The 25084-nt window shown below is 63.1% G+C and carries 19 protein-coding genes and 1 pseudogene; 6 read left to right on the forward strand and 14 right to left on the reverse strand.

The window, feature by feature from the left end:
• The first annotated feature begins 70 nt into the window (after window positions 1–70).
• The gene (locus MTP16_RS14565) at window positions 71–1852 is read left to right on the forward strand and encodes an RICIN domain-containing protein (protein WP_243510741.1); all 1782 of its coding nucleotides are present in this window, start codon (window positions 71–73) and stop codon (window positions 1850–1852) included.
• Window positions 1853–1963: 111 nt separating this feature from the next.
• On the forward strand, window positions 1964–2944 hold the full coding sequence (locus tag MTP16_RS14570; protein WP_243510744.1) for a glycoside hydrolase family 43 protein: 981 nt from the start codon (window positions 1964–1966) through the stop codon (window positions 2942–2944).
• 198 nt (window positions 2945–3142) lie between these two features.
• Here MTP16_RS14570 and tkt read toward each other — a convergent pair whose 3' ends face one another.
• Window positions 3143–5194 carry a transketolase gene (gene tkt, locus MTP16_RS14575; protein ID WP_243510748.1) on the reverse strand — a complete coding sequence of 684 codons (2052 nt, stop codon included), beginning with the start codon at window positions 5192–5194 and terminating at the stop codon, window positions 3143–3145.
• Window positions 5195–5262: 68 nt separating this feature from the next.
• On the reverse strand, window positions 5263–6243 hold the full coding sequence (locus MTP16_RS14580) for an arabinan endo-1,5-alpha-L-arabinosidase (protein ID WP_243510751.1): 981 nt from the start codon (window positions 6241–6243) through the stop codon (window positions 5263–5265).
• Between the two features lie 493 nt (window positions 6244–6736).
• On the opposite strand from MTP16_RS14580, the gene MTP16_RS14585 reads away from it, so the two are divergent.
• A complete protein-coding gene (locus MTP16_RS14585) occupies window positions 6737–7609 on the forward strand; it encodes an RICIN domain-containing protein (RefSeq protein WP_243510754.1) in 873 nt (290 codons plus the stop codon).
• Window positions 7610–7910: 301 nt separating this feature from the next.
• Here the strand turns inward: MTP16_RS14585 and MTP16_RS14590 are convergent, their stop codons facing one another.
• Window positions 7911–8837: a glycoside hydrolase family 43 protein gene (locus tag MTP16_RS14590; protein ID WP_243510759.1), complete on the reverse strand. Its 927-nt coding sequence runs from the start codon at window positions 8835–8837 to the stop codon at window positions 7911–7913.
• Window positions 8838–8961: 124 nt separating this feature from the next.
• Window positions 8962–11049, reverse strand: coding sequence for an alpha-L-arabinofuranosidase C-terminal domain-containing protein (locus MTP16_RS14595; protein WP_243510765.1), 2088 nt, complete (start codon window positions 11047–11049; stop codon window positions 8962–8964).
• A 386-nt stretch (window positions 11050–11435) separates the two neighbouring features.
• Between MTP16_RS14595 and MTP16_RS14600 the strand changes: the two genes are divergently transcribed.
• A complete protein-coding gene (locus MTP16_RS14600; RefSeq protein ID WP_243510768.1) occupies window positions 11436–12488 on the forward strand; it encodes a LacI family DNA-binding transcriptional regulator in 1053 nt (350 codons plus the stop codon).
• 31 nt (window positions 12489–12519) lie between these two features.
• Window positions 12520–13617, forward strand: a complete 1098-nt coding sequence (locus MTP16_RS14605) for a glycoside hydrolase 5 family protein (protein ID WP_243510773.1) — start codon at window positions 12520–12522, stop codon at window positions 13615–13617.
• A 342-nt stretch (window positions 13618–13959) separates the two neighbouring features.
• Here the strand turns inward: MTP16_RS14605 and MTP16_RS14610 are convergent, their stop codons facing one another.
• The 6 genes and pseudogenes from MTP16_RS14610 to MTP16_RS14630 form a co-directional block, all read right to left on the reverse strand.
• Window positions 13960–14145, reverse strand: a complete 186-nt coding sequence (locus tag MTP16_RS14610) for a hypothetical protein (RefSeq protein ID WP_243510775.1) — start codon at window positions 14143–14145, stop codon at window positions 13960–13962.
• Window positions 14146–14383: 238 nt separating this feature from the next.
• A complete protein-coding gene (locus MTP16_RS14615) occupies window positions 14384–14722 on the reverse strand; it encodes an integrase core domain-containing protein (protein ID WP_380286625.1) in 339 nt (112 codons plus the stop codon).
• Window positions 14614–15264 carry a DDE-type integrase/transposase/recombinase gene (locus MTP16_RS14620; protein WP_243510789.1) on the reverse strand — a complete coding sequence of 217 codons (651 nt, stop codon included), beginning with the start codon at window positions 15262–15264 and terminating at the stop codon, window positions 14614–14616. Before MTP16_RS14620 ends, MTP16_RS14615 begins: the two co-directional genes overlap by 109 nt.
• Window positions 15261–15563: a transposase gene (locus MTP16_RS14625; protein ID WP_243510801.1), complete on the reverse strand. Its 303-nt coding sequence runs from the start codon at window positions 15561–15563 to the stop codon at window positions 15261–15263. The genes MTP16_RS14620 and MTP16_RS14625 overlap by 4 nt, the downstream gene beginning before the upstream one ends.
• A gap of 120 nt (window positions 15564–15683) precedes the next feature.
• A pseudogene (locus MTP16_RS26100) lies at window positions 15684–15952 on the reverse strand (DUF6756 family protein).
• A 272-nt stretch (window positions 15953–16224) separates the two neighbouring features.
• Window positions 16225–16599 (reverse strand): hypothetical protein, encoded by a 375-nt coding sequence (locus MTP16_RS14630; protein ID WP_243510803.1) that lies wholly within the window; start codon window positions 16597–16599, stop codon window positions 16225–16227.
• Between the two features lie 487 nt (window positions 16600–17086).
• Between MTP16_RS14630 and MTP16_RS14635 the strand changes: the two genes are divergently transcribed.
• Window positions 17087–17590: a hypothetical protein gene (locus MTP16_RS14635; RefSeq protein ID WP_243510806.1), complete on the forward strand. Its 504-nt coding sequence runs from the start codon at window positions 17087–17089 to the stop codon at window positions 17588–17590.
• Window positions 17591–17683: 93 nt separating this feature from the next.
• On the opposite strand, the gene MTP16_RS14640 is transcribed toward MTP16_RS14635, so the two are convergent.
• The 4 genes from MTP16_RS14640 to MTP16_RS14655 all read right to left on the reverse strand — a co-directional run bounded on the left by MTP16_RS14640 (window position 17684) and on the right by MTP16_RS14655 (window position 24868).
• On the reverse strand, window positions 17684–18616 hold the full coding sequence (locus MTP16_RS14640; protein WP_243510808.1) for a leucine-rich repeat domain-containing protein: 933 nt from the start codon (window positions 18614–18616) through the stop codon (window positions 17684–17686).
• A gap of 248 nt (window positions 18617–18864) precedes the next feature.
• Complete coding sequence (locus tag MTP16_RS14645) at window positions 18865–19047, reverse strand: hypothetical protein (RefSeq protein ID WP_243510810.1); 183 nt, start codon at window positions 19045–19047, stop codon at window positions 18865–18867.
• A 46-nt stretch (window positions 19048–19093) separates the two neighbouring features.
• Window positions 19094–23044, reverse strand: coding sequence for an alkaline phosphatase PhoX (locus tag MTP16_RS14650; RefSeq protein WP_243510812.1), 3951 nt, complete (start codon window positions 23042–23044; stop codon window positions 19094–19096).
• Between the two features lie 78 nt (window positions 23045–23122).
• Window positions 23123–24868 (reverse strand): hypothetical protein, encoded by a 1746-nt coding sequence (locus tag MTP16_RS14655; RefSeq protein ID WP_243510814.1) that lies wholly within the window; start codon window positions 24866–24868, stop codon window positions 23123–23125.
• Between the last annotated feature and the right edge of the window lie 216 nt (window positions 24869–25084).

A 25084-nucleotide genomic window follows, 5' to 3' on the forward strand; every position in this document is an offset into this window, starting at 1 on the left:
CCTGGCGCTCAACGGCGGTAGGTTTTTTTTCTGGTTACAATTTCTCTTTTCACCACCAATTCCCACTTCTATGAAAAGCAGTTTTACGTCCGCCCACCAGCCCCTTGCGGGCTCTTCTATTCATGCCGCGCTCAAGCGCTTGCTGCCCGCTCGGCTGGGCGGCGCGTGGCGACTGGCCGCATTAGTGCTGTTACTTGGCACCTTGAGCCGGCCTGCCCTGGCCCTGCAGGGCAACGACAATTGCCATGACCCGTCGTCCATTGTGAAGGATGGCAACAAGTACTGGATTTTTACTACCGGCACCGACATCTACGCCATGTATTCCTACGACCTAGTGAAGTGGGAATCGGGCCCGCAGTCGGTGTTCAATGGTTTCCGGCCGGCCTGGATAGCGAACCGCGTGCCCGGCTTTACCGGCGAGTACTGGGCCCCCGAGTGCGTGTACCGCAACGGCAAGTACTACCTGTACTACTCCTGCTCCACGTTCGGCTCCAACGTGTCGGCCATTGGCGTGGCCACCAACGTTACCCTGGACCCCGCCAATCCCAACTACCAATGGATTGACCAGGGCGAAGTGGTGGCGAGCGGCAGCAATGGCGCCTGCAACGCCATCGACCCTGCCATCATCACCGACGCCGCCGGCGGCGTCTGGATGACCTACGGCTCGTTCTTCAAAGGGCTGGGCTTAATAAAGCTCGACGCCACCACCGGCAAACGCTCGGGCACCAGCTTCTACTGGCTGGCCGGCAACGTGGCCGCCGACGGCGTGACGCGCAACAGCAGCGGGAGCGAAGCGCCCTACATTGTGCGCAACGGCAGCTACTACTACCTTTTCCTCAACAAAGGCGCCTGCTGCAAAGGCTCCAACAGCACCTACTACATCCAAGTAGGGCGGTCGACGAGCGTTACGGGCCCGTACCTCGATAAAAACGGCGTCGACCTGAACCAGAACGGCGGCACCACGCTCATTGCCACCAGCGGCAAATACGTGGGGCCGGGCCACGTGGGCTTGTTTATCGAAAACGGCGCTAATTACCTTTCCCACCACTACTACGACAACACCCAGAACGGCCGCGCCCGCCTCAGCGTGGGCAACATGGGCTACGACGGCGCCGGCTGGCCCTTCATCACCCGCGACTGGCTGGCCGCGGGCCAGTACACGCTCACCAACCTCAGCAGCGGCAAGCGCTGGGACGATTGGGGCTGCACCGGCGCCCTCTACGAAAGCGTGGCGCAAGGCACCGCCGCCAACCTGACCTGCCAGAAGTGGAACCTGACGCCCGACGGCAACGGCGAGTACCGCATCACCACGGCCATGAGCAGCGGCCTGGCCGCCGAGGTAGTAGGCGGCAGCCCCAACAATGGCGCCCGCCTGCAACTGAACACCTACACCGGCGCCGCCAGCCAGCGCTTCAAAATAGAGCGGGCCAGCAACGGCACCTACGTGCTGGCCTCGGTGAACGGCAACCGCGTGGTGGAAGTACCGGCCTGCTCGGCCACCGCCGGCGTGCAGCTGGCCCTCTACGACTACCTGGCCAACGCCTGCCAGCAATGGACCATTGCCCCAGGCGCCGCCGGCCGCGCATTAGCCGTGCAAGATTCCAAAGGTGCCGCCTTCAGCGTGCTTCCCAACCCGGCGGTGCAGGGCCGCTTCGTGGTGAAGCTGGCGGAGGAGCTGGCCACCGGGCCGGTCACCATGACGCTGGCCGACGTGCAGGGCCGGGTGGTGTACCGCGGCAGCAGCGCGGGGCAGGCCGAGGTGCTGGTGGTGGCCGATGTACCGGCCGGACTGTACCTGCTGCGGGTGACCGGCGCGCAGCGCAGCTACTCAGCGAAAGTTGTCATTCAATAGAGCCGGCCGCGGCGGGGTAGAAACCTAAGAAAAAGCCCTTAATAGCCGAATAAGAACCGTAGCAGGGCGGGCAGCATGAAGCGGCCTGCCAGATACATAATCCCCAGTGCAATGAAAGTTTACCTACCCGCTTTAGTAGCCACCCTGGTCCTGGCCACTGCCTGTACGAAAGACAAACCGGCCCCTTTTGACCCCGGCCCAACGCAGGTATTTCGCAACCCCATTGTGAGCAGCAAATTCACGGCCGACCCCGCCGCGCTGGTGCACAACGGCACGGTGTACGTGTACGCCGGGCACGACGAGGCCGACACGGGGCAAAACCAGTACGTTATGAACGAGTGGCTCTGCTACTCCTCCACCGACATGGTGAACTGGACCGAGCACCCGGTGCCGCTGCGGGTGGGCGCCTTTGCCTGGGCCCGCGCCGATGCCTGGGCCTCGCAGGTGATAGCGCGCAACGGCAAGTTTTACTGGTACGCCACCGTGGACCACCGCACCGTGCCCGGCAAAGCCATCGGCGTGGCGGTGTCCAACAGCCCCACCGGCCCGTTTACGGATGCCTTGGGCACGGCCCTCATCACCAACAACATGACCACGGCCGTGAACAGCTTCTTCGACGACATCGACCCCACGGTGTTCATTGCCAGCAGCGGCCAGGCCTACCTCTACTGGGGCAACACGGCCTGCTACTACGCCAAGCTCAAGCCCAACATGGTGGAGCTGGACGGGCCCATTCGCACCATTCCGCTACCGGCCTACACCGAGGCGCCCTGGATACACCAGCGCGGCAGCTGGTACTACCTGAGCTACGCCAGCGGCTTTCCCGAAAAAATAGCCTACGCCCGGAGCCGCAGCCCCGAAGGCCCCTGGGTGTACCAGGGCGTGCTCAACGAGCTGGCCACCAATTCCGAAACCAACCACCAGGCCATCATCGACTTCAAGGGCAAGTCTTACTTCATCTACCACAACGGCGCCCTGCCCACCGGGGGCAATTTCCGCCGTTCGGTGTGCGTGGACTACCTGCGCTACAACGCCGACAGCACCATGCAAAAAGTGGTGATGACCAACCTCGGCGTAGAGCCGGCCCTCTGAGCTTGCCCCTGCCGTTATTAAAGCCGGCTTGGGAGTCACCCCGCGGGGTGCTATATGCCAATGCGCCGCCTTCGGCGCGGCAAAGCCAGGGTTCGGGTTGCAAAAAAGGCTGGCCATCGGCCAGCCTTTTTTCTTGGAATAGCGGGATGGATGCCGCGGCATAAGGCCAGGGCCGCACGGCCGGGCATTGAGCCTCGGCTACGAGAGTACCTCTTTGGCTTCTTCCTCGGCGGGCTGGCCGGCCAGCACCCATTGGGCCTGCTTCACCACATTCTCCACCGAGAAGCCGAACAGCTCCATCACGGCTTCGCCGGGGCCCGACTCGCCGAAGCGATTCATGGCAATGACGGTGCCTTCGTCGGTGGCGTACTTGTGCCAGCCCATTGGCGAGCCGGCCTCAATGGCCACGCGCTTGCGCACCGCCGGCGGCAGCACCTGCTGGCGGTAGGCCAGCGGCTGCTTTTCGAATAACTCCCACGAAGGCATGCTGACCACGCAGGTAGGCACGCCCTGCGCTTCCAGTTCGGCTTGCGCCTGCATGGCCAGCGCCACCTCCGAGCCCGTGGCCAGCAACAGCAGCTCCGGTGTGCCGCCGGCTGCTTCGCTCAGCACGTAGGCCCCGCGGGCCACGCCCTCGCGCGCCGAGCCGTACCGCTGCTGGTCGAGCACAGGCAGCTTCTGGCGCGACAGGATGAGCACCACCGGCGACTTGGGCAGGGTCAGGGCCACGCGCCAGGCTTCCACGGTTTCGTTGGCATCGGCGGGGCGCAGCACCACCACGTTGGGGATGGTGCGCAGGGCCGCCACGTGCTCCACCGGTTGGTGCGTGGGGCCGTCCTCGCCCAGCCCGATGCTGTCGTGCGTGAACACAAACGTCACCGCCGACTCGGCCAGCGCCGACAGCCGAATGGCGCCGCGCATGTAGTCCGAAAACGTGAGAAACGTGCCGCCGTAAGCCCGCACGCCGCCGTGATGGGCCATGCCGTTGAGGGCCGCGCCCATGGCATGCTCGCGCACCCCAAACCACACGTTGCTGTGCTGGTAGCTGCCGGGCTGGAAGCTCACGGCGCCGCTGGTGGGCATCTCGTTCGAGCTGGCCAAATCGGCCGAGCCGCCAAACAGGTAGGGCACGGTTTGCTTGAGTGCATTCAGCGCTTTGCCCGATGCCTGACGGGTAGCCAGGGCGCCGTCGGCGGGCGTGAAAAGTGGCAGCGAGGCGTCCCAGCCTGCGGGGAGCACCCCCGCAAACGAATCCCGTAGCAAGTCCCACCTTTCTGGGTATTTCTGCTGGAATGCCTCGGTTTTGTGCTGCCATTCGTGTTGAAGGCGCGCGCCGCGCTGCCCGGCCTCGGCCAGGTGCGTGCGCACGTCTTCGGGTACTATGAAACTGGCTTCGGGGTCGAAGCCAAAAAAGGTCTTGGCGGCTTTCAGGTTGGCTTCGCCCAGCGGCGAACCATGCACCTTGCTGGTGCCTTCCTGCGGGCTGCCGTAACCAATAATGGTCTTGATGGAAATCAGCGACGGCCGCTCGGTTTCGGCCTGGGCCGCCCGGATGGCGGCCTCAATGGCGTCAAGGTCGTTGCCATCGGTCACGCGCTGGGTGTGCCAGCCGTAGGCGTCGAAGCGGGCCAAGGCGTCCTCGGTGTAGGAGAGGTTGGTGGGCCCGTCGAGGCAGATGTCGTTGTCGTCGTAGAGGTAAATGAGCTTGCCCAGCTTGAGGTGGCCCGCCAGCGAAGCCGCCTCCGCCGCAATGCCCTCCATTAGGTCGCCGTCGCTCACAATGGCGTAGGTGAAGTGGTCCATCAGCTCGTGGCCGGGCTCGTTGTACACGGCCGCAAGGTGCGCCTCGGCCATGGCCATGCCCACGCCGTTGGCGAAGCCCTGGCCCAGCGGGCCGGTGGTTACCTCCACGCCCGGCGTGATGTTCGACTCGGGGTGGCCGGGCGTGCGCGAGTGCAGCTGCCGAAAGGCCTTGAGGTCATCGAGCGACAAATCGTAGCCATAGAGGTGCAGCAGGCTGTAGAGCAGCGCCGAGCCGTGGCCCGCCGACAGCACAAACCGGTCGCGGTTGGGCCACTTGGGGTCTTGCGGGTTGAAGCGCAGAAACCGCGAAAACAGCACGTACGCCATGGGCGCGGCGCCCAGCGGCAGGCCGGGGTGGCCCGAGTTGGCCGCCTGCACCATGTCGACGGATAGCAGTCGGATAGTGTTGACGCTGTGCTGAGGCAAAGAAGGAAAATGGTCGGACATCGAAAAGGAAATTAAGGCATTTTACACAATCGTTTGTGTGTAGATGCAAATAAAAAAATGGTGAAGCGTTAATTGACCGCGGGCCAGCCTTCGGCGTCCCAGCGCAGGGGCTCGATGCGCAGCTTGGAGCGGCCCTTGTCGGCGGCATCGTAGCCGTGGAACACCAGGTAATCGGCGTTGTCGAAGGTGTAAACCGAATTGTGGCCCACCCCAAACCAGTTCTTATCGCCTTGCAGCACCAGCGTGCCACCGCCCTGGTCCAGGGGCTTGCCGGTGCGGTCGAGGTAGGGGCCGGTAATGCTTTTGGCGCGCCCCACCACCATCTTGTAGGTGCTTTGCGGCCCGCGGCAGCAGTAGTCCCACGACGTGAAGAGGTAGTAGTAATCGCCCTTGCGGAAGAGAAACGGGGCTTCAATGGCGTCGTCACCGGGTTGCGCGTCGTCGTACTTGGGGTCGTGCGGGCGGCGGGCCAGCGTGCGCCACTGCTCGGGTTGGGCCGGGGCGGTGAGGTCGGGCCGGAGCTGCACCAGCTTGATGCCTCCCCAAAACGAACCAAAGGTGAGCCAGGGTTGGCCGGCTTCGTCGCGCATCAGGTTGGGGTCGATGGCGTTCCACTGGTCGCGGCCGGGCACCGATTGCACCACCCGCCCGCGGTCGGTCCAGTTAAAGTCGGGCGAGGCCGGGTTCAGGGTTTTGTTCGTGGCCAGGCCGATGCAGGAGGTGTTTTTGCCGAATGCCGAAATCGAATAAAACAGGTAGTACGTGCCGTTGTGATACGAAATGTCCGGGGCCCAAATGTGGTTGTCGCGGAACCCAGGCACGGCCTGTGTGGCCCACGCGGGCGCCGTGGCAAACACGGGCTTTTCGCGCGTCCAATGCTGCCGGTCGCGCGACGACCACACCGCAATGCCCGGGCCCGTGCAGAACATGTAGTACGCCCCGTCCTGTCGCGCCAGCACCGGGTCGTGAGCCGGGATGAGGGGGACCACCGGCTGTGCCACAGCGGTGAGGCAACACAGAAGCATTCCCAGCAAAAGCAATGGTTTCATAAACGAAGGAGTGCACATAAACGATTGTGCAATTTGGTTACAATATTTCGTATTCCGCTGCAGTGTTGCGCTGGAAATTTTCAAGGGCTTTTGAAATCCCATCCCTAGCCGGCGGTGAAGCAGCCAGTATTGTGTTGGCCTCGCCAGGGGGAGTTTACGGCTCTGTACATGGCCGGCAGAACAACGGCGATTCATCTATTATCTACTGATATGCAGTATATTAATTGCATGAACACGATACTAGTGTTAAACATTCGCATTCGTCCCTGCCTCACTTTGGGCTAAGATGTTACAGACAACATTTCCGACCAAAGCAGCGGCGCTCTTGGCTATCAACCACCCGTACATATAAAATTAGACACACAATCGTTTGTGAAAATAAAGCCAGGCAGCTACATTTGTCGAGCCCACCTTCAGCCACATTCCTGGGGGGCAGCGAGCAGCTCGCCGGCTGGTGTCTGAACCTTTTTATAACCCATTCCCACCAACAACCATGATAAAATCATTACTCTTCGGCGCGCTCATTACCGGTTCGGTACTTGCTGCCGGTTCGGCGCAGGCGCAGGGCGCCATCACCAACGGCGGCGTATACAAGCTCACCCACTACGGGGTGGTGGCCGACGGTTCGGCCGCCCAATTCGGCGTGCCGGCCGGCACCCCCCTGTGCCTGGACGTGGACAACAACCTGTCGACCGCCGGCACCAGCATCGGGCAGTGGGGCGACAACGGCATCGATGCCCAGCGCTTCGTGTTCGTTCTGCAGACCGATGGCTCGTATAAGCTGCGGCACCTGGGCACGGTGATGTACGTGCAAAGCGTGGCCCTGAACAAGGCCCAGGGCACCCAAATCGAGCAAAACGTATTGGCCACGACCAACGACGACGCCCAGCGCTGGCTCATAACCGACCCCAACAACAACGGCCGCTACAAATTCACGCTCAAGAACTCCGCCAATGCCGCGGGAATATCGCAGGTGCTGGAGGTCGGCTTTGGCAGCCCGGTCCCCGGCGCCCGCGTCAACCTGTGGGAAGACAACGGCTTCGAGCCCGCCCAGCGCTGGCAGCTGACCCGCACGGCCGTATCGTCTACCAAGAACGCGGCCGATGTCCTGCTCTGGCTACAAGCCTACCCCAATCCCCTGTCGCAGGGCCAAACCCTCTCGCTGCTAATTGAAGCCCAGCACAGCGGCAAAGCCGAGATTAACGTGCTGGACGTAATGGGCCGCCTGGTGCACCAGGAAGCGGCCGATTTACGGGCCGGTGGCAACCCGCTCACCCTGCACAACAACCCGTTGTCCCCAGGCCTGTACCTCGTGCGCCTCCAGCAAAGCGGCCGCGTGCAGCAAACCCAAGTACTGGTGCGCTAGCCTTCCTGATTCCGCACCCACGCAAAAAGAGCGGGCCCAATCGGGCCCGCTCTTTTTGTTTGTCATTTCGATGCAGTGGGAAAGTACTCAACGCGCTTGTATCAGCTTAGAAACTGCTTGAGTTAGTAAAAAGCATTTGGAACGTCATGCTGAGCGCAGTCGAAGCATCTCGCGTGTTGCAGTAATTCATTTACTACTGCAGTAGAGATGTTTCGACTGCGCTCAGCATGACGTTCAGTTTTACAGGAAAAATAATTTTCAAGCAGGCTTTCGGGCTGGGTTTGGATTTACTCCAGCAACACTATTTCACTGCTTTCACGCCTTCGCTGGTCATGGCCACGCGCTTCATGGTGCCGTCTTTATTGTAATACAGGTAGTCGATGCACACCGAGCGGCGGAAGCTGCCGCCGTCGGTGTTGATGGCGCCGTTGTGGTACACAAAGTAGGTCTGGCCCTTGAAGTCGATGATGGACTGATGGTTGGTGTTGGAGTTGCCGGCCACCTCGTTCAGGAGGCCCTTATACTCCCAGGGGCCCTCGATGCTGCGGCTCATGGCGTAGGCTATTTTTTCGGGGAAGCCGGTGGCGTAGCTCAGGTAGTACCAACCGTTGGCGCGGTGCACCCAGGGCGCTTCGGTGTAGGCCGGCAGGTTGGTCACCTTGTTGATGGGGCCGTCTAGCTCGGTCATGTTGGGCTTGAGCTTGGCCCAGTAGCAGTTCGTATTGCCCCAGTACAGGTAGGCCTGGCCCTTGCCGTCGATGAATACCGTGGGGTCGATGTCGTCCCACGAGATTTTGCTTTCGGTCATGGCGTTGGTAATCAGGGCCGAGCCCCGCGCGTCCTTGAACGGTCCGGTGGGACTGTCCGATACGGCCACGCCAAGGGCCTTGCCCGGTACGCTGCCGTGCTCCACGGCGGCATACCAGTAGAACTTGCCGTTGCGCGCTATCACCTGCGAGGCCCACGCGTCGTCCTTGGCCCAGGCAAAGGCCTTCACGTTGAGCGGCGACGGATGCTCTTTCCAGGTCACCATGTCGGTGGAGGAGTAGCAGAGCCACTCGTGCATTACGTAGCGCTGCTCCGGGGCCGGGGCCTCGTCGTGCCCGGCGTAGAGGTACACCGTGCCGTTGTGCACCAGCGCGGCGGGGTCGGCCGTGTACTTGGCTTTGATAATGGGGTTGCCGCCAGTGGGGGCCGGGGCTGTCTGGGCCGCGGCGGCAGCAGGCAAGAGGGAAGCCACCGTGAGCAAGCCAACGCTCGTAGCCCACCGCCCGAAGCCGGCCCGCCCAGCCGCAATAATCGCCTCCAACGCAAAAGGGAAAGTCCGCATGTTCATACCAGCCAAGAGCTTATTAGCGTTTGCCGGGAATGCGCAGCACCGTGAATGAACGCGGCGCCAGGGTATAGGTCACGTTGGGCGACGACACCTTGAACGTCGTTTCGGCGGGGGCCAGGTTCTGGGGTTGGTCCAGGCTATTCACGGCGTTTAGGTCGTTGCTGGCCAGCGTGATGGCCTTGGCAGTTTTGCCCAGCTTTTTCACCCCCTGCAGGTTCACGGCCACGGGCCGGGCCTCGGCCGAGTAGTTCACCAGCTTCACCACGATGTCGCCGCTGGCGTCGTCGGCCACGGCGCTGGTGAAGAGGTTATCAGCGCCGTTTTTGGCGCCCGCGGCGCGTTGCACCGGCAGCATGGTGGTGCCTTTGTTGGTGGCGTACATTTTCTGCACGTAGTAGTTGGCGGTGCCAAAGGCGCGCAGGTTGTCGAACCAAATCATGTTCGGCGTCCACTGCCAGGCGTCCACGTGGGCCAGCATGGGGGCGTAGGAGGCCATGGCCACTTTGTCGGCGTTGCGCTCCAGGCCGGTCATGAACGCGGCCTCCGAAATGGCGGCGTCCCAACTGTTCTTGTTGTCGGGGCTGCCAATGGCTACGGTTTGGGCCGCGTATTCGCCCGCGAAAATTTTGGGACCCGTGGTGGGGTAGTTGTCGTAGCGGTCGGCGTGCTGGCGGAACCACTCGGGGCTGGCGTAATAGTGCTCGTCGATATACTCGGCGTTCCACTCGCGCAGCTTGGCCGTGGCTTTGTCGAATAAGTCGCCGTCGGGGCTGGGGCCGGCGCTGCTCACCAACTGCATCTGCGGGTACTTCGCCTTCACGGCTTTGGCAAACGGCTCGTAGCGCTCCAGGTACTGCGGGCCCCACTGCTCGTTGCCGATGCCTATCATCTTCAGGTTGAAAGGCGCCGGGTGCCCCATGGCCACGCGCTTGGCGCCCCAGGGGCTGCTGGCGGGGCCGTTGGCAAACTCAATCAAATCCAGCGCGTCCTGAATGAAGGTGTCCAGCGTGGGCTCATCGGCCGCGCCGGCGGCGTTGGGCCCCTTGGCCGCGCTGATGGGGGCCAGCTCGGCCGAGTTGAACTGGCAGGCCATGCCCACGTTCAGAATCGGCAGGGGCTCGGCGCCAATGTCCTCCGAGAGCTGGAAGTACTCAAAAAAGCCCAGGCCGAACGATTGGTAGTAGTCGGGCGTGTAGCGGTGCTTAAACTCCTTGTTCCAGCGGTTTATCATGGGCTTGCGGCTGGCCACGTCGCCGATGGTTTCCTTCCACTGGTAGCGGTTGTCGAGGGTGGTGCCCTCCACGATGCAGCCGCCGGGAAAGCGCAGGAAGCCGGGTTTCATGTCCTTGAGCAGCTGCACGAGGTCGGGCCGCAGGCCGTTTTCGCGCTTGCCCCAGGTGTCTTTCGGAAACAGCGACGCCACATCCAGGTCCACCGTGCCGGTGCCCTCCACCGTCAGCTTGAGGCGGGCCTTGGCGGAAGTGGCTGAGGGCTTGAGCACTACGGAGTACTTCTTCCACTCGCCGGTGAGGCCCGTGAGCTGAGCCTGGGCCAGCGTGTGGCCCGCACCCGGGGCCTCGGGGCCAGCCCCGGCTCCGGGTTCTTCCAGCGTTACGTTTAGCGCGCCGATGCTGCCGGGGCCGCGGCGGGCATAGATGGAAAAGGTGTATTCGGCGCCTTGCTTCACGCCCATGCCCCGAAAGCCCTCGTTCACGAAGCCCGCGTCGGGGCCGGCGGTTTTCACGCTCAGGCGCAGGAAGTGGTTGTTGGCGTTGCTGATGGGCCGGTCCGACGACACGCGGTAGTCGGCCAGGCCGGCCGCGCCCCGGATGGCTTTCCAGCCGATAAGGTGGTCGTCGGTTTCAAACGACTTGTTTTTGACCAGCTCGGGGTACAAGCCGCCGTCGGCCGCAAAGTTGATGTCTTCGAAAAACAGTCCGTACATCTTTTGGCTGACCGGGGCCCCCGGTTTGTTGACTTGTACGGTGAGGGTGTTGGCGGCGGTGGCTTTGGTTTGGGCCAGCGCCGGCGCCAGGCCCAGCAGGTTGCTCAGGGCCAGGCCAGCGGCCATCGTTCCGAAGCAGGTGGGATGGAGTCGGGACATATGAAAAAGGAAAGTGGTAATGCGCAAAAGCGGGGAGAAAAAGCAGGACTCGAAAGCGCCGGACCGGCCACGTTGGACCCAGCCAAGCCGGCTGTTTGTTGCACGTTACAGCATGAAATACACAATCGATTGTGTAAAGTAAGTGGAATAGATTCACATCTTGTGTACCTTTCGCAAAAACAACCGAAAAAAACCTGTTCGTACCCAGGCGCGCAACAGCTCTTTCTCCGCCAATCAGGCCCGATAGCCGGCCAGCACCCACTGCCGCCGGGCCGGACGATTCCTCCACCCTCGCTTCCGCACACGTCGTTGTGCTCCCCATCCTAGCCATGGCTTCTCGCAAAAAAAAAGAACCCGAAGTAGTTCCCCCCTCCAACTCCGTTTCCATGGCGGACCTCGCCCGGGAGCTCGGCGTGTCCACTACCACCATCTCGCGGGCGCTGAGCGACCATTTCAGCATCGGGCCCGCCATGAAGCAGAAGGTGCAGAAACTGGCCCGCAAGTACAACTACCAGCCCAACCGCATGGCGTCGGCGCTGCGCAAAGGCAAAAGCAAGCTGCTCGGCATTGTGGTGCCCTACCTCGAAGGGCGCTTTTTTCCGACGGTGGTGTACGGCATGGAAAAAGCGGCCAGCAAGGCCGGCTACAACGTCATCATCTGCCAGTCGCACGAGGACGTGGTGCTGGAGCGGCGCAACCTCGACACCCTGCTCAGCGCCCAGGTAGCGGGGGTACTGGTATCGATGTCGCGCACCACGCTCGACTACAAGCACTTCGATAAGCTGCGCAGCCGCGGCATGCCGCTGGTGTTTTTCGACCGCGTGGAAGAAGGCGACAACGTGAACGCCGTGGTGCTCGACGACCGCGAAGGCGGCTACATTTCCACGCGCCACCTCATCGGCCAGGGCTGCCGCCGCATTGCCCACCTGGCCGGGCCGCAGCACCTCAACATCTACCGAAACCGCCGCCAGGGCTACCTCGATGCCCTGCGCGAAGCCGGCTTACCAGAAGACGAAAACCTGGTGGTGTACTCCGACATGCTGCACGCGCAGGGCGTGGACAGTTTGCGCCAGCTCATGCTGCTGCCCAACCCGCCCGATGCCGTGTTTTCGGCCGGCGACGACAGCGCGCTGGGGGCCCTGCAGGAAGCCCGCCGCCAGGGCTTGCGCGTGCCCGAAGACGTGGCCATCACCGGTTTCAGCAACGAGACCTTCACGCTGGTCACCGAGCCCAACCTGACCAGCGTAGACCAGCGCTCGGAAGAAATGGGCCAGGCGGCCGTGCGCCTGCTCCTGGAGCTGATAGATGCTGAAGGCGGCCCGTTTTCGCCGCGGAAGGTATCGTTGCGCCCGGAACTGCTGGTGCGGCAGTCGTCGCTGCGGGAGCCCGAACTCTACGCCGAGGCGGCCGAGCCTGCCCTCATCGTGCGGCGGCGCTAATAAAAATCAGACTTCGCTTTCGTCAGTTACCATGAAAAAACTCCTCCTATTGCTGTGGTTGGCATTGCCGGCTGCGGGGGCCCTGGCCCAGCCAGCGAAACCCAAAACGGCCGCCCGTCCGGTAGCGCCCGCCGCCTCCGCCAAGGTGTGGCCCGTAGCCAAGGCTCAGGCCTGGTACCGTGCCCACCCCTGGATGAGCGGCGCCAACTTCATCCCGAGCACGGCCATCAACCAGCTGGAGATGTGGCAGGCCGGCACCTTCGACCCCGCCACCATCGACCGGGAGCTGGGCTGGGCCGAAGGCATTGGCTTCAACACCATGCGCGTGTTTTTGCACAGCCTGGCCTGGCAGCAGGACCCGGTGGGCTTCAAAAAGCGCGTAAACCAATACCTGGCCGTGGCCGATAAGCACCACATCCAGACCATTTTCGTGTTTTTCGACGACTGCTGGAACCCCACGCCGCAGCCCGGCCTGCAGCCCGCGCCCAAAACCGGCGTGCACAACTCGGGCTGGGTACAGGACCCCGGCGAGCCCAACTCGCGCGATTCCCTCACCTTCAGCAAGCTCAAGCCCTACGTGCAGGACGTGCTAAGGACGTTTCGCGCCGACCAGCGCGTGCTGCTGTGGGACCTATACAACGAGCCGGGCAACTCCAAGAAGCTTACGGCCTCGCTGCCGTTGGTGCGCAATGTCTTTGCCTGGGCCCGTGAGGTCAAACCCGAGCAACCGCTCACCTCGGGCATCTGGGCCTGGGATTTCACGGCCCTGAACGCGCTGCAGGTGGGCAATTCTGACATCGTGACCTACCACGACTACGAGGAAGAGCCCTGGCACCTGCGCGTGATTCAGATGCTGAAAACCAGCGGCCGCCCGCTTATCTGCACCGAGTACATGGCCCGCACCCGCAACAGCCGGTTTGCCAACATTATGCCCCTGCTCAAGCGCGAAAACGTGGGCGCCATCAACTGGGGCTTGGTCGACGGCAAAACCAACACCAAGTACGCCTGGGACACGCCCCTGGCCGATGGCAGCGAGCCCAAGGAATGGTTTCACGAAGTATTTCGGCGCGACGGCACCCCCTACAAGCCCGAAGAAGTGGAGTTGATTCGCAAGCTCAACGACCGGTAGTAGGCGCGGCCGCCTACCCTTAATGAGGGTAGCTGCTAACACTCCTGCTTTTGGTATTAGGACCGTTTCCGTGAACTCCAGCGTGGGTGTCATATTCTGGTGTCCTTGGAGTTTTTGTGGGGCGGTACGAGCTGGTTGTGGTGGTAGGTGAAGACCCGAATGACTTGCCCGCATTCATTGTAGTGGACCGTCTGTTTCAGGTCGCCGAACGACCAGCGGCTCATCTGGTAGATGCTGCCCGTGGGATACTAAACACAGTACAACCCGTAGGGTACCAGCCGGCCGTTCCGGCCGCGGGGGAAATGCGCCGCACCACGCCGCGCGCGGAGTACGTCGTCTCCCCTAGGCTTGGTTCCGGTTGTAAACCACCACTTCGGTCACGGTGCTGCCCGCCACGCCGACGCAGGTGACCGTGCTGTAAAAGCGCACGCCGAAGCCGGCGTGAAAGCTGGCATCGGTCGTAAAAGAGAGGGTGCTGTCCCCTGAGCTAATTTCAACGGAAAGACAGCGGCTGTTGTGCGTGCGCAAGCCCACCGCCGCGCAGCAGAATCAACGGTGGTCAGCCGGACAATGCGTCATTTAGGGAACCGGCAGTGGGTACGACATATCTGCCTTTGTTATGACGTACGATGCTGGCAGGTGGCGTAGCAGGGAAGCAACCGGCTGCCCGCGCTGGACACTGGCGCGCCCCTAACGGCACCCGGTACCAGTGCCACGAGCAGCTTCACTTGCAGAAGCCGGCCCTTTGTGGTGTGAGGTGGTCTAGCTAAGCCGGACAGAGTTGGGACGTTGTTTGAAGATGGGTTTCGAAGTAGTTGGGTGCTTGATGGCCAAGCGCCGAATGCCGCCGCTCGGCGTTGTAGTAGGCGATGTGGTGGCTGATTTCGAGTTGGGCTTCGGCCAGCCTGGGGAAGCTGCCGCCGTCGAGTAGTTCGGCTTTGAAGCGGCTCCAAAACGATTCGGCGTGGGCGTTGTCGTAGCAGTTGCCCCGCCGGCTCATGCTTTGCAGCGCGCCGTGTTTAGCGACCAGGTCTTTGAAGCGGGGGGCCGTGTACTGGCTGCCCTGGTCGGAGTGGACGACGAGCCCGGCCGGAGGCCGGCGCACGGCCAGGGCGCGCTGCAGCGCCTCGCTGCCAGGTCTTCGGGCATGGTGTCGCGCACGTCCCAGCCGACGACTTTGCGCGAGCAGCGGTCGAGCCACACGGCCAGGTAGAGCCAGCCGCCGCCTTGGCGAGGCAGACACGTGATGTCGCCGACCCACACCCGGTTGGGGGCGGTGGGGGCCGGCTGGCCGAGCAAGCGGTTGGGCGCGGCGCGCACGGCCGGGTCGGAATCGGTGGTTCGGGGCACAAACGAGCGGGGCTGCTGGGCGAGCAGGCCGTGCGCCTGGAGCACGCGGCGAATGCGCCAGCGGCCCACGGCGTGGCCTTGCGCCTGCACTTCGGCCCGCAGCCGACGCGTACCGTAGCGTTGGCTGTGATGCATAAACGCCTCGCGTACGGCTGCTTGCCAAGTCGGCTCGACTACCGGCTGCTGCCGACGGTGCCGCCAGGCGTAATACGCGGCCGGGGCCACGCGCAGCACCTGGCAGGGCTGACGCACCGGCACCTGGCTGGCCCGCTGGGCGATGTGCTGGTAGGTGCTCACCGGGTCGATTGGCCGAAGATGACCAAGGCTTTTTTTAAAATATCGAGCTCCTGCTCGGCCCGTTTCAGACGGGCCCGCAGGGCGCGCACCCCCGGGTCGCGGGCCACTCCCTCACTGCCGACTTCGGCCACGAGCCGGGCCTGCTGCCAGCGGTAGAGCAACTTGGGACTGATGCCCAGTTGCCGCGCCGCCGCTTGCGTACTGCGGCTCTCACTGGCTAGGCGCAGGGCCTCGGCCTTAAATGCCTCGTCGTATTTACGCCGTTTGTCGGGCGACGACCCGCTGGTTTTTACTGTCATAACAGAAGAAATACACGGCCTGCTTCTGTCCGCCTTGTCTAGAACACTTCATTTGAATGGCCCAAAGCTTGCCATGCCCAAGCTTCAGGTAACGGGTTGCGCTCCGCGAGCCAAGAGTCTTTACTGCATGGGGGACCCAATCCCGTACAGCTCGTCGTGGTTGTTCAGGGACAGCAGCCATGCGTACTTTTTCGACAGCAGGTAAATTTCGTCCAAGTAGAGCACTCGTCCAGCACCCGGCCGATGGCGCGGGGCGTTCCCAGGTTAAACCAGAATTTGTCCCCGCCGTGCACCGTTTCGGTGAGCATTAACCAGACGGCCTCGGCCGGGTCTGCCAAGGAGGTCAAACTGAACGTGGGGCACGTCTTCGCAGGCCAGCCCCACGGCACCCGGCCGGAAGCGTTTCTATAACCACACAGGGCGAGCGATGGGGTGGTCTAAGCGGCAAAACGCGTGGTAGATGCGCTTTTCCAATCCGGCCCAGTCGGTGGGAAAGGGCAAGGGCACAAAGTCCTACACGGAAAGGGGCAGGTATAAGCGGGCCTGTTCAATTGCAGCGCGTAGTTCACTCCACATCGAACGAATGTAATCTGTAGACCGAAAGTATCCGCTTGGCATTCACGAAGAAGGTCCGAATAGCACCTGGAATTGCAAGGAGGCTTTATCGAGCAAGGTGGTTGAATTTCAGGATGAGTTCCTGAGCGTCTTCGGGCGTTACCTCGTAGCCCGTGGCATACCGCTTTTTCACGTCGAGTCGGCTGTCGTAAAAGGCCGTGGCCCGCGCCCACTTCGCTTCAAATACTTCGGGCAGCACCCGGTCCTCTTCGTATTGAAGTTCCAAGGCCAAGGAGGATTCGGTTAAGTAACAGGTGCCTTGCTCCTTCGGAGTCATAACGTCGGGCTGGCTGTAGAACAGAATATTGCCGTAGTCGTCGACTTGGCGAAGCGGTTCGCCGGAGGCCATGTCGTACTCGAGGTAGGTAAGCCCAACGCCCCACAGGGAGTCCTCAGCGCTGTATTTGCAGTAGTATTTCATGGGGCGATTGAAGCTGGAAGAGCAAGTAATGAGCAAGGACGAGGAGAGAAAGTTGCCTTGAGGCTTTATGTCCTCCCTCGTGCTATATTATTAATCGCTGTGCCCTACAAGTTGAGTCTATGTTTGTTGCAGCTCTTAATTAACGATGGCTAGAGCGGGCTGTGGCTGGATGAAATCAACTGGCCACTGGCGGACGCCAAAGTCACCTGTAAAAACTTAACATTGAAAAAGGCCGGTTTAGGGGGCATGCGCGGGCATGCCCTTTCCAAACTTTGTAATCTTGTCGCCTCTTGCCGGCCAGCTCTACTTCCCTAAGGCCTAATACTACCAGACTTTCCAGGGCCAGTGTGGTTTTGTTGGTTGATGTGCGTTCGGCACTGCGTTACCTTCTTCAACTGTCGCGCCGCCCAGCGGCCTGCATTTTCCCATGAGCACTCCCAAAAACCCTCTCCTTTAGCAGCTGACCACGGCCCTTGTGCCCCATCTGGTGGACACTTCCGGTAGCCAGCCTCCCAAAGGCGTTACCAAAACCCTGCGGCAGCTGGCCAAGCAGCTCACCAAAAAGCAAGGCAAGCAAGCCAAGGCCGCTGCCCCCACGCCGCTGACCGCTAAGCGGGCCCGCAAAGCGCTGGCCGGCGAAATGGCCACGGTCTTGCAGCCCTTCCTGAGCACCAGTGAAACACCCGACGCTAAGGCCGCTAAAGGCATCGCGAAAACGGTCAAGCGTCTCGCCGCACAAGTGCTGAAGCAGCGCCGCAAGGAAGCCAAGCAAAATGCCAAACAGGCCAAACAAGAGGCAAAACACGCCAGCAAAGCCGACGGCGCACTTGCTGCTCCGGTAGCACCGGCCTCAGCCGCCAAGAAGGGGCGCCCCAGCGTTGCGCGCGCCGCCACAACTGCTAGCCGCCGGCCAGCTTCGGCGACCAAGCCGACTGCTACCGAGGCAAATGCGCCGGCGCTGTCAGCTGCCGAGCCGGCACCGGCCAAGTAAGAGGGCTCTCTGCCATTCGCATAACATGCCCCGCCAAGCAAGGCGGGGCTGTTTTGCGTTGCCCGCCCGGCACAACGTTTCGGTTCGAGCCGCTCAGAATATCACCGTGGCCCGGGGAAAAGCGGCAGTAATGCGGGCTTTTTCGTCAGCCGGGAAGTGGTTGCCCGTCAGAATCAAGGTGCGCAGGTTAGAGAGTTGAGCCAGGGCAGTAGGCAGGGCGGTTAGTTGGTTGTGGCCCAGGTTCAGCAGTTCCAGCTTCTTTAGCCGGGCCAGCTGGGCAGGCACTGCCACCAGTTGGTTGTGGCCAAGCAGGAGGCTCCGCAACTCGCCGAGCTGGCCCAGCTCAGCGGGCAGTGTGGTAAGTTGGTTGTAGTCGAGCGACAAGATTTGGAGGTTATGCAGCTTGGAAAGGGCCGCTGGAAGCTCGCGCAATTGGTTCTGGCTGAGGGCCAAGTCACGCAGGCGGCGTAGGCGGCCCAGCTCAGAGGGCAGCATTTCCAGCTGGTTGTAGCTCAGGTTGAGCGAGTGCAGGGCTTGCAGGCGACCGATTTCGGGGGAGATGTCCCGAATGAGGTTTTCGCCCAGCTGCAGCACCTGCAGGCGGCGCAGCCGGCCAAAGCCAGCGCTCAGTTCCGCAAATTGGTTGTGCCCGAAATCAATGGACTTCAGGTTTCGCAGGGTGAAGAAAGCAGATGGCAGGGTACGGAGCTTGTTTTCCCGGAAGTTGATTACCTGCAGGTGTTGCAAGCGGCCAATTTCCGGGGCGAGTTCGGCCATATTGTTCATCATGGCGTTGATGAACTGCACGTTGACCAGCGCCCCCAACTCCGGCAGAAAGGTGTAGTAGTTCTGCTGCCGCAGGTTGAGCCGGTACACCCGGGCCGAGTGGGCCAGGGCCTCGCGGGCATCGTAGTAAATCTTGGCCGTATCGAGTTGCGCAGGCGTCAGCAGGTGCCCCTGGCCCCAGACGGGAGCGGCCAGGGCCAGCAGAAGGACAAGGCTCCCCCAGGCTTTATGCTTGCTCATGGTTGTTCAAATAGAGAAGCAGATGCGTAAGCCCGCAAAATTACCGGCGGCATGTTTTGCCAAGATGGTGAGCACATTACCGCTGTGTTTCTTCGGCTGAATGAACCCGGCATTTCCCGACGCATAAGCTTGGCCTCAACGTATGAATGTCAGCGCCTGTACAGCAAGTAAAACCATCAATAAAGGCCCAAAAAAAGCTCCTGCCGAGATTCAGCAGGAGCTTTTTTTGGGCCTTGGCCCGGCGCGATTTAGCGGGTGCGGCGCTGGCGGAGCCTTCGCAGGCCGTAGGCCACGCCACCGTCGAGGGGCACGTCGGTAGGGGTAACGGGCGTGGTGGGCGTGCCCGGGCCGGGACCGCCCGAACCGGGCTGGGCCTGAGACAGTGTAGCGGCCGCAGTCACCAGGGCCGCCGTGAGAAGGAACAATTTCATACGCTTGAAAGAAAAAATGGGCCAGGGCGAACCCTGGCCCAATGAGCTATTGAATAACGACGCGCTTGGCGAGGGTGGTGGCCGCTACCCGCAGGCGCAGGGTGTACACGCCCTTGGCCAAATCCGCCGTTGCTACCGTGAACCGGGCACCGGCAGCAGGCAAGGCCGCCAACTGCGTGCGCACCACTTGGCCCAAGGCGTTGAGCAGGTCGGCCTGCACGGCGGTGGCCCCGGGCACGGCCGGCACCAGCACGGTGAAGGCATCGTGGGCCGGGTTGGGGTATAGCGCCACTTGCGTGGCCGATAGGGCCGCCGCGGTAGCCGTGACCGTGCGCTGAGCGAAATGCAGCGTGAAGCGCCCCGTGATGAGCGCAGCAGCCTGGACCGAAGTCACGGCAAAGGAGTAAGCCACCTGCTGGCGCAGATTCACGGTCTGGCCCGTGGCGGCGTCAGTCAGAAAGACATCGAGCGACGCTGGCAGATTGAGCAACGCGGCGGCCGTGAGGGTGTAGGTGCCGGCGGCGGGCACGCCCACGCGCAGCGGCAGCACAGTGGCGGCGGTGAAGGCCGGGCGGCCATCGATGGCCAGCGCTTCGCCGGAAGCGGCTTCCGAAGCCAGGTTCAGGCCGGTGGAGTTGGCCATTTTTACGGCGTCAAACTGGCTGTCGAGGGCCGGGGTGCTGCCGGTTTCGGCGTAAGCTACCAAGGCATCGGTGGGGCCAGCGTTGCCGCGCAGGTCCAGCTGCACCCGGGGGCGGGTGTCGGCGGCCGTGCGGCGGAAGGGCCCCTGCACGGTGGGGTCGGTTACGCGCTGGCTGTTGCGGAAGGTGAGCGTGCCGTTGGGCTGGCCGTCGCTCACCCGCACGAAGAAGCCCTGGCTGCTGCCAATGAGCGGCGAGCCGGAGTTGGCGTTGCCGCCCACCCCGTTCACGTTGGCCCGGTAGGTGCCCGCGTAGGGGCCGGTGCTTTCGAAAACGTACATAGCCGCGTCGAGGCCAGCGCGGTCCGTCAGGCTCACCAGGCTCCAGTCGAGGGGCGCGGGGTACGGGTTGCCCACGAGGGCCCAGCCGGCATTGGCATTGCCTGCGATGCGGCTCAAGGCCACCGGTATCGTGCCGTTGTTGAGGCTGCCCACAAAATCCACGAGCTGGGTGCCGGCAATGTTCACGGCGTAGCCGCGGCCCACGGCCAGGGGCGTGCTCAGGCTGGCGGGTACCACAAAGCCGCGGTCAAAGGGCAAGGAGCTGTTGGTCAAGCTCACGCGGCTTTGGTCGTAGGCGTACACGGTGGGGAAGGGCGTCACCAAGTTGGGCGTAGCCGAGGTGTTGTAAGTAGCCGCCCGGCTGATTTCGGGCGTGAAGCCACTGGTGGCCAGGTCCGCCACAGTGCTGCCCGTTACCGGCGCGCTATAGTGGCGGTAGCCCAAGCCGGGATTGAGGTTGGGGTCGATGTAACGCTGCACCGTCACGTCGCCCGTCACCACGCCGCCGTTGTTCGTTACCAAGGCCGTGCCCGTAGCATTCGACAACAGCGTGAACGGCTGCCCGGCCGTGTTCAGGTTGCCATTGAGCATCAGGCTGCGCTGCACGGCCACGCGGCCGGCCAGCAGGGCGCCGGGGCTGCCCACGCTCAGGTCGAAGAAGGTGCTGGCGGCGCTGCCGCCGATGGTTTGCTCCGCGGTGCCGCTCAGGCGGAGCATGCCCGCGGTGTTGGTCAGGGTGCCGTTGTTGGCGAAGTTACCTTTCAAATCGAGCATGCCGCCGCTCGCGCCAGACGCCAGCGTCAGGCTGCGGGCAGTGGCCGTGCCGGTGTTTAGAGCCGGGTAGCGCGGGGCACCGGCGCCCACGTAGGCATCGAGCGTGGCAGTGGGCTCGCCGCCAGTCCAGTTGCCGGCCGTAAACCAGTCGGTCGATACCTGACCGGTCCAGACGGTGTTCGGGGCCACGAGGCGGATGGTGTCGGTAGCCGAGCAGCCGCTGGCGTTGGTCACGGTCACGAAGTAAGTGCCGGGGGCGGTGGCCGTGAGGCTGCTGCCCGTCGTGCCATCCGACCACAAGTACGAGGCGAAGCCCGTGCCCGGCGTGAGCGAGAGGCTGCACGCGGCGCACAGGCTCTGGTCAGGGCCGAGGCTGGCCACCAGCGGAGCAGCTATGGTCACGCGCACGCTGTCGGTGTAGGTGCGGCCGGCGTTGGTGGTGGCGGTGGCGTAGTACGTGCCCGAGGTGCGCACGGTCAGCACCGAATCGGTGGCCGAAATGGCGCCGGGGCCGCTGAAGCGAACCACCGCGTCGCGGCCGGTGTAGGCACGCAGGCGCACTGAGTCGCCGGCGCAGAGCGTGCGGTCGGCGCCCAACTCGAAGGCGGGCAGCACGGCCGTGGCGCCCAGGTATTCTTTGCGGGCAAACACCAGGGTGGTGTTGGCGTTGAAGCGCACGGGGTTGCCGGCGGCGTCGGTCTGGGTCAGGGCGTTGGTGCTGTTGGCGTGCTGGAAGGAGAGGAAGCCGTAGCGGAAATCGGGCGAGAAGGTGAGGCCCGTGGGCTCGGAGCCGGCCGGCGTGGTCATGAACAGCTCCACGTGCGGGTTGGCGGGCGTGTGGTCGGGGCGCACCACCCAAAGGTGGTTGCGGCCGCCGTCCTGCAGCGACCACAGGTTGCCCTCGCCGTCGAAGGTCAGGTTGTCGATGCCGGTGCCCCAGCTTTCGTTCTGGGTGCCGCCGTCGTAGGTGATGGGGTAGTTGCGGTTGGTCACCCAAGCTTCAATGTCCGACACGGTGCTGCCGTTGTCCTTGAATCGCCAGATGGTGCCGCTGCCCTTCGAGGTGAAGTACATCTTGCCGTCGGGGCCAAACTCAATGTCTTCGAGCTGGTTCCAGTTGGTGCCGCCCAGGGCGGTGGCCAGGTCTTTGGCGTTGTTGCGGTCGGCCTGCGTGGCGTTGGGCACCCGAATCCAGGTGCCGGTGGTGGCAGTGGCGTTGTCGCGGCGCAGCACGTAGAGCGCACCGGTGTAGAGCTTGGTTTTCTGGTCGGCCACGAACTTGTAGACGCAGCTCGAACCGCCGTCTTCGCACTCGTAGATGGTCACGCTGTCGCGGCTGATGGCAATGTTTTCGTGGCTCATGCGGCCCATGGCCCAGAGCTTGTCGGGGCGGCCGTCGCCGGTGTTCACGGTTTCCTCGGAGGTGATGATGGTGCCCCAGGGCGTGAGGCCGCCCGAGCAGTTGCGGGTCGTTTTCACCAGCGGACCAAAGTCCACCCGGCGCACCGAGTCCACGGCCCAGGTCATGGTCGTTTCGTTGAGGCGCAGGTTGAGCATCGATACCCCGCCGGGGTCGTTTTCGTGGTTGATGCTCAGGTAGCCCAGCTTGCTGCTGCCGCCGCGGGCAATGTAGCCGGTGAAGTCGTGGTTGCCGGGCAACGTCTGGTTGGTGCCGGTGTAGCGCGTCACGCCCGACTTGGCCAGTTCCTGAAACGCGTGCGTGGCGCTCGGAAACACTATGCCCGGCGTCTGGGCCGTGGGCCGCACCGAAGTGAAGCAGCCGATGGTGGTCGACGTGCGCGGGTCGCAGTTCACGATGGCCGTCACGGGCGTGGTCACCTGCGGGGCCACCAGCAGGCGCAGCGCCGCATCAAAGCGCAAGTCGGAGTCCGAGGCGCTGAACTTGTGCACTTCCACCGCCAGGGTATTGCTGCCCTGCGCCAGCAAGCGCTTGTTGATGTAGGCGATAATGGGCGTGGTTTCGTCGGCACCTTCCACCGCCGTCAGGGCCGTCGACTGGTAGCTGAGTGCGCCGGGCGCGAGGTTGGAGCGCAGCACTTCGGTGCCGTTGAGGTACACCACGGCCGCGTCGTCGCGGGTGAGCGACAGCTCCAGGCCTTTAAAACCAGTCGTGTCGGCTACGGCGAAGGTCTTGCGGAAGTAGGTGGTGAGGTGCTTGTTGGCGGCATCGGGCCCGAAGCTCACGCGGGTAGCTTCGTCGCCGTTGCCGTAGCCCAGCACGGCGTTGCCGCTGGCCCAAGCGGCATCGTTGAAAGCGGGAGCTTTCCAGGCCGCGCCCTGGTTGCTGCCGTTGTCGAGTTACTTCCAGGCGCTGCCGGCCGTCAGCACCGGCGTGTCGTTTTTCACCGGAATCAGGCGGCCGCTCACCTCCATATCAAAGGTCACGTCCGACGAGCTGGCGCGGTCCTGGTGCAGCTCCACGGCCAGCACGTTGGCCCCGGTGAGGAGCTGGCGGCTGGGCACTTTGAAGGTGAAATAGGCTGTTTCGTTGGCCCCGTCCACCGTGCCGCTGGCGTAGGTGCTGTAGCCGATGGTGCCGTTGGGCATGTTGGTGCGGAACTGCTCCACGCCGTTCAGGTACACCACGGCGCCATCGTCGCGCCGCACCTGGAAGGTAAGCGAATCATACAGCGCCGCATTGGCCACTTCGAAGTTGTGGCGCAGGTAATAGGTCGGGTACTTGGCCGAGCTGTTGGGGCCAAAGTTGAGCGTGGTCGTCACCGGGTCGCCGTAGCCGAGCACGGCGGGGCCGTAGCTCCAGCTGGCGTCGTTGTAGGCTGGGGCGGTCCAGGCGGTGCCCAGGTTCTGGCCTTGGTCGTTGAATTTCCAGGTGGCGCCGCGGGGCACCGGGAAGGCGCCCACCGCCGGGCCGGGCGTGAAGTATTCAACCACTAGCTGCGGGGCCAGGGCGGCCTGGCCGTTGTAGGCGTGGGCGTTGCGGCGGCCGGTGCCCGTCACCAGCAGCGCCAGCGCGTTGCCGCTCTGCCAGCCCGTGCGGCCGACGATTTCCTGCACAATGCGCTTCAAATCGGGCGTGGCTTGGTCGGGCCCGGCGGCGTTCAGCGTCGGCCACACCACCGGGGCCCAGCTTACGCCGGCCGTCGTCAGTGGACGGCTGCTGATGTTGCGGCTGGTCGAGGTAAACGTAGCCGCGTTGTCGGCGGCTTGGCCCTTGATGAGCAGGCTGGTTGCCCCAACGTGCTGGTTTTCATCCACCGCAAACTGCACGTAGGCGCGGGTGATGGTGGCCGTGGCCGGAATATTCAGGCCTGGAAAGCGCATGCCCACCACTTGGTTGTTGCCGAGGCCGCTGGGGTCGTCCACCAGTTCCAGGTCGGAGCTGGTCAGGTCGATGCTGCCGCTGGTGGCTTCCTCGGCGTCGTCGCTGCTGGCGCCAATGCGCACGCTGGCCGTGCGGATGGTGGGCACGAAGTACTCCACCACCAGCTGCGGGGCCTGAGCGGCCGAGCCCTCGTAGGCTTCGGCGGTGCGCCCGCCCGTGCCGGTGATGACGAAGGCCAGCGCGTTGCCGCTCTGCCAGCCCGCCCGGCCGATGATTTCCTGCACCACGTCCTTCAGGTTGGGCGTGGCTTCGTCGGTCCCGGCGCGGCCTTCGGTAGTCCAGCCCGTCGGGGCCCAGCTCACCGCCGCGGCCGTGCCCGTGCGGCCCGATACGTTGTTGGCCGTCGTGGTAAAGGCCGGCGCGTTGTCGTGGGCCTGGCCCTTGATGGTCAGGTTGATGGTGCCAAACGTTTGCTCATCGCAGGTGAACTGGATGTAGGCGTTGGTGACGTAGGCCCCGGCCGGCAGCGTCACGTTGGGGAAGCGCAGGCCTACCGTCTGAACGTTGCCGCCGTCGTCCACCAGCTCTATGTCCGAGCTGTTGGTGTAGATGCTACCGTCGGCGGCCTGCTCCACGTCGTCGAGGCCGGTGGCAATGCGTCGGGTGAATGTTTGGGGCGCGGTCTGGGCCTGCGCCGCCCCGGCCGACGCCAAACCCGCGGCTACTGCCACCAGCAGGAGTTTTCGATAAAGTTTGCTCATTGAATTAGGGTATTGGTTTTCAACACCCAAAGCAAGCGGCAGCCTTTTGCCGGATTAATAGCTGGAAATTATGAGAATATTACCGTCTTCATCTAAGCTTCATAAATTTGACAGCTTATCCAAGGCTTTGTGAGCCAAAGACTACCTATCTATAATCAGGCGATAATCTGGGAATAACATGCCAAGAGTTGATTTGCAGGGGAGCCGTTGACATGG

Source organism: Hymenobacter monticola, assembly GCF_022811645.1.
Lineage (GTDB): Bacteria > Bacteroidota > Bacteroidia > Cytophagales > Hymenobacteraceae > Hymenobacter > Hymenobacter monticola.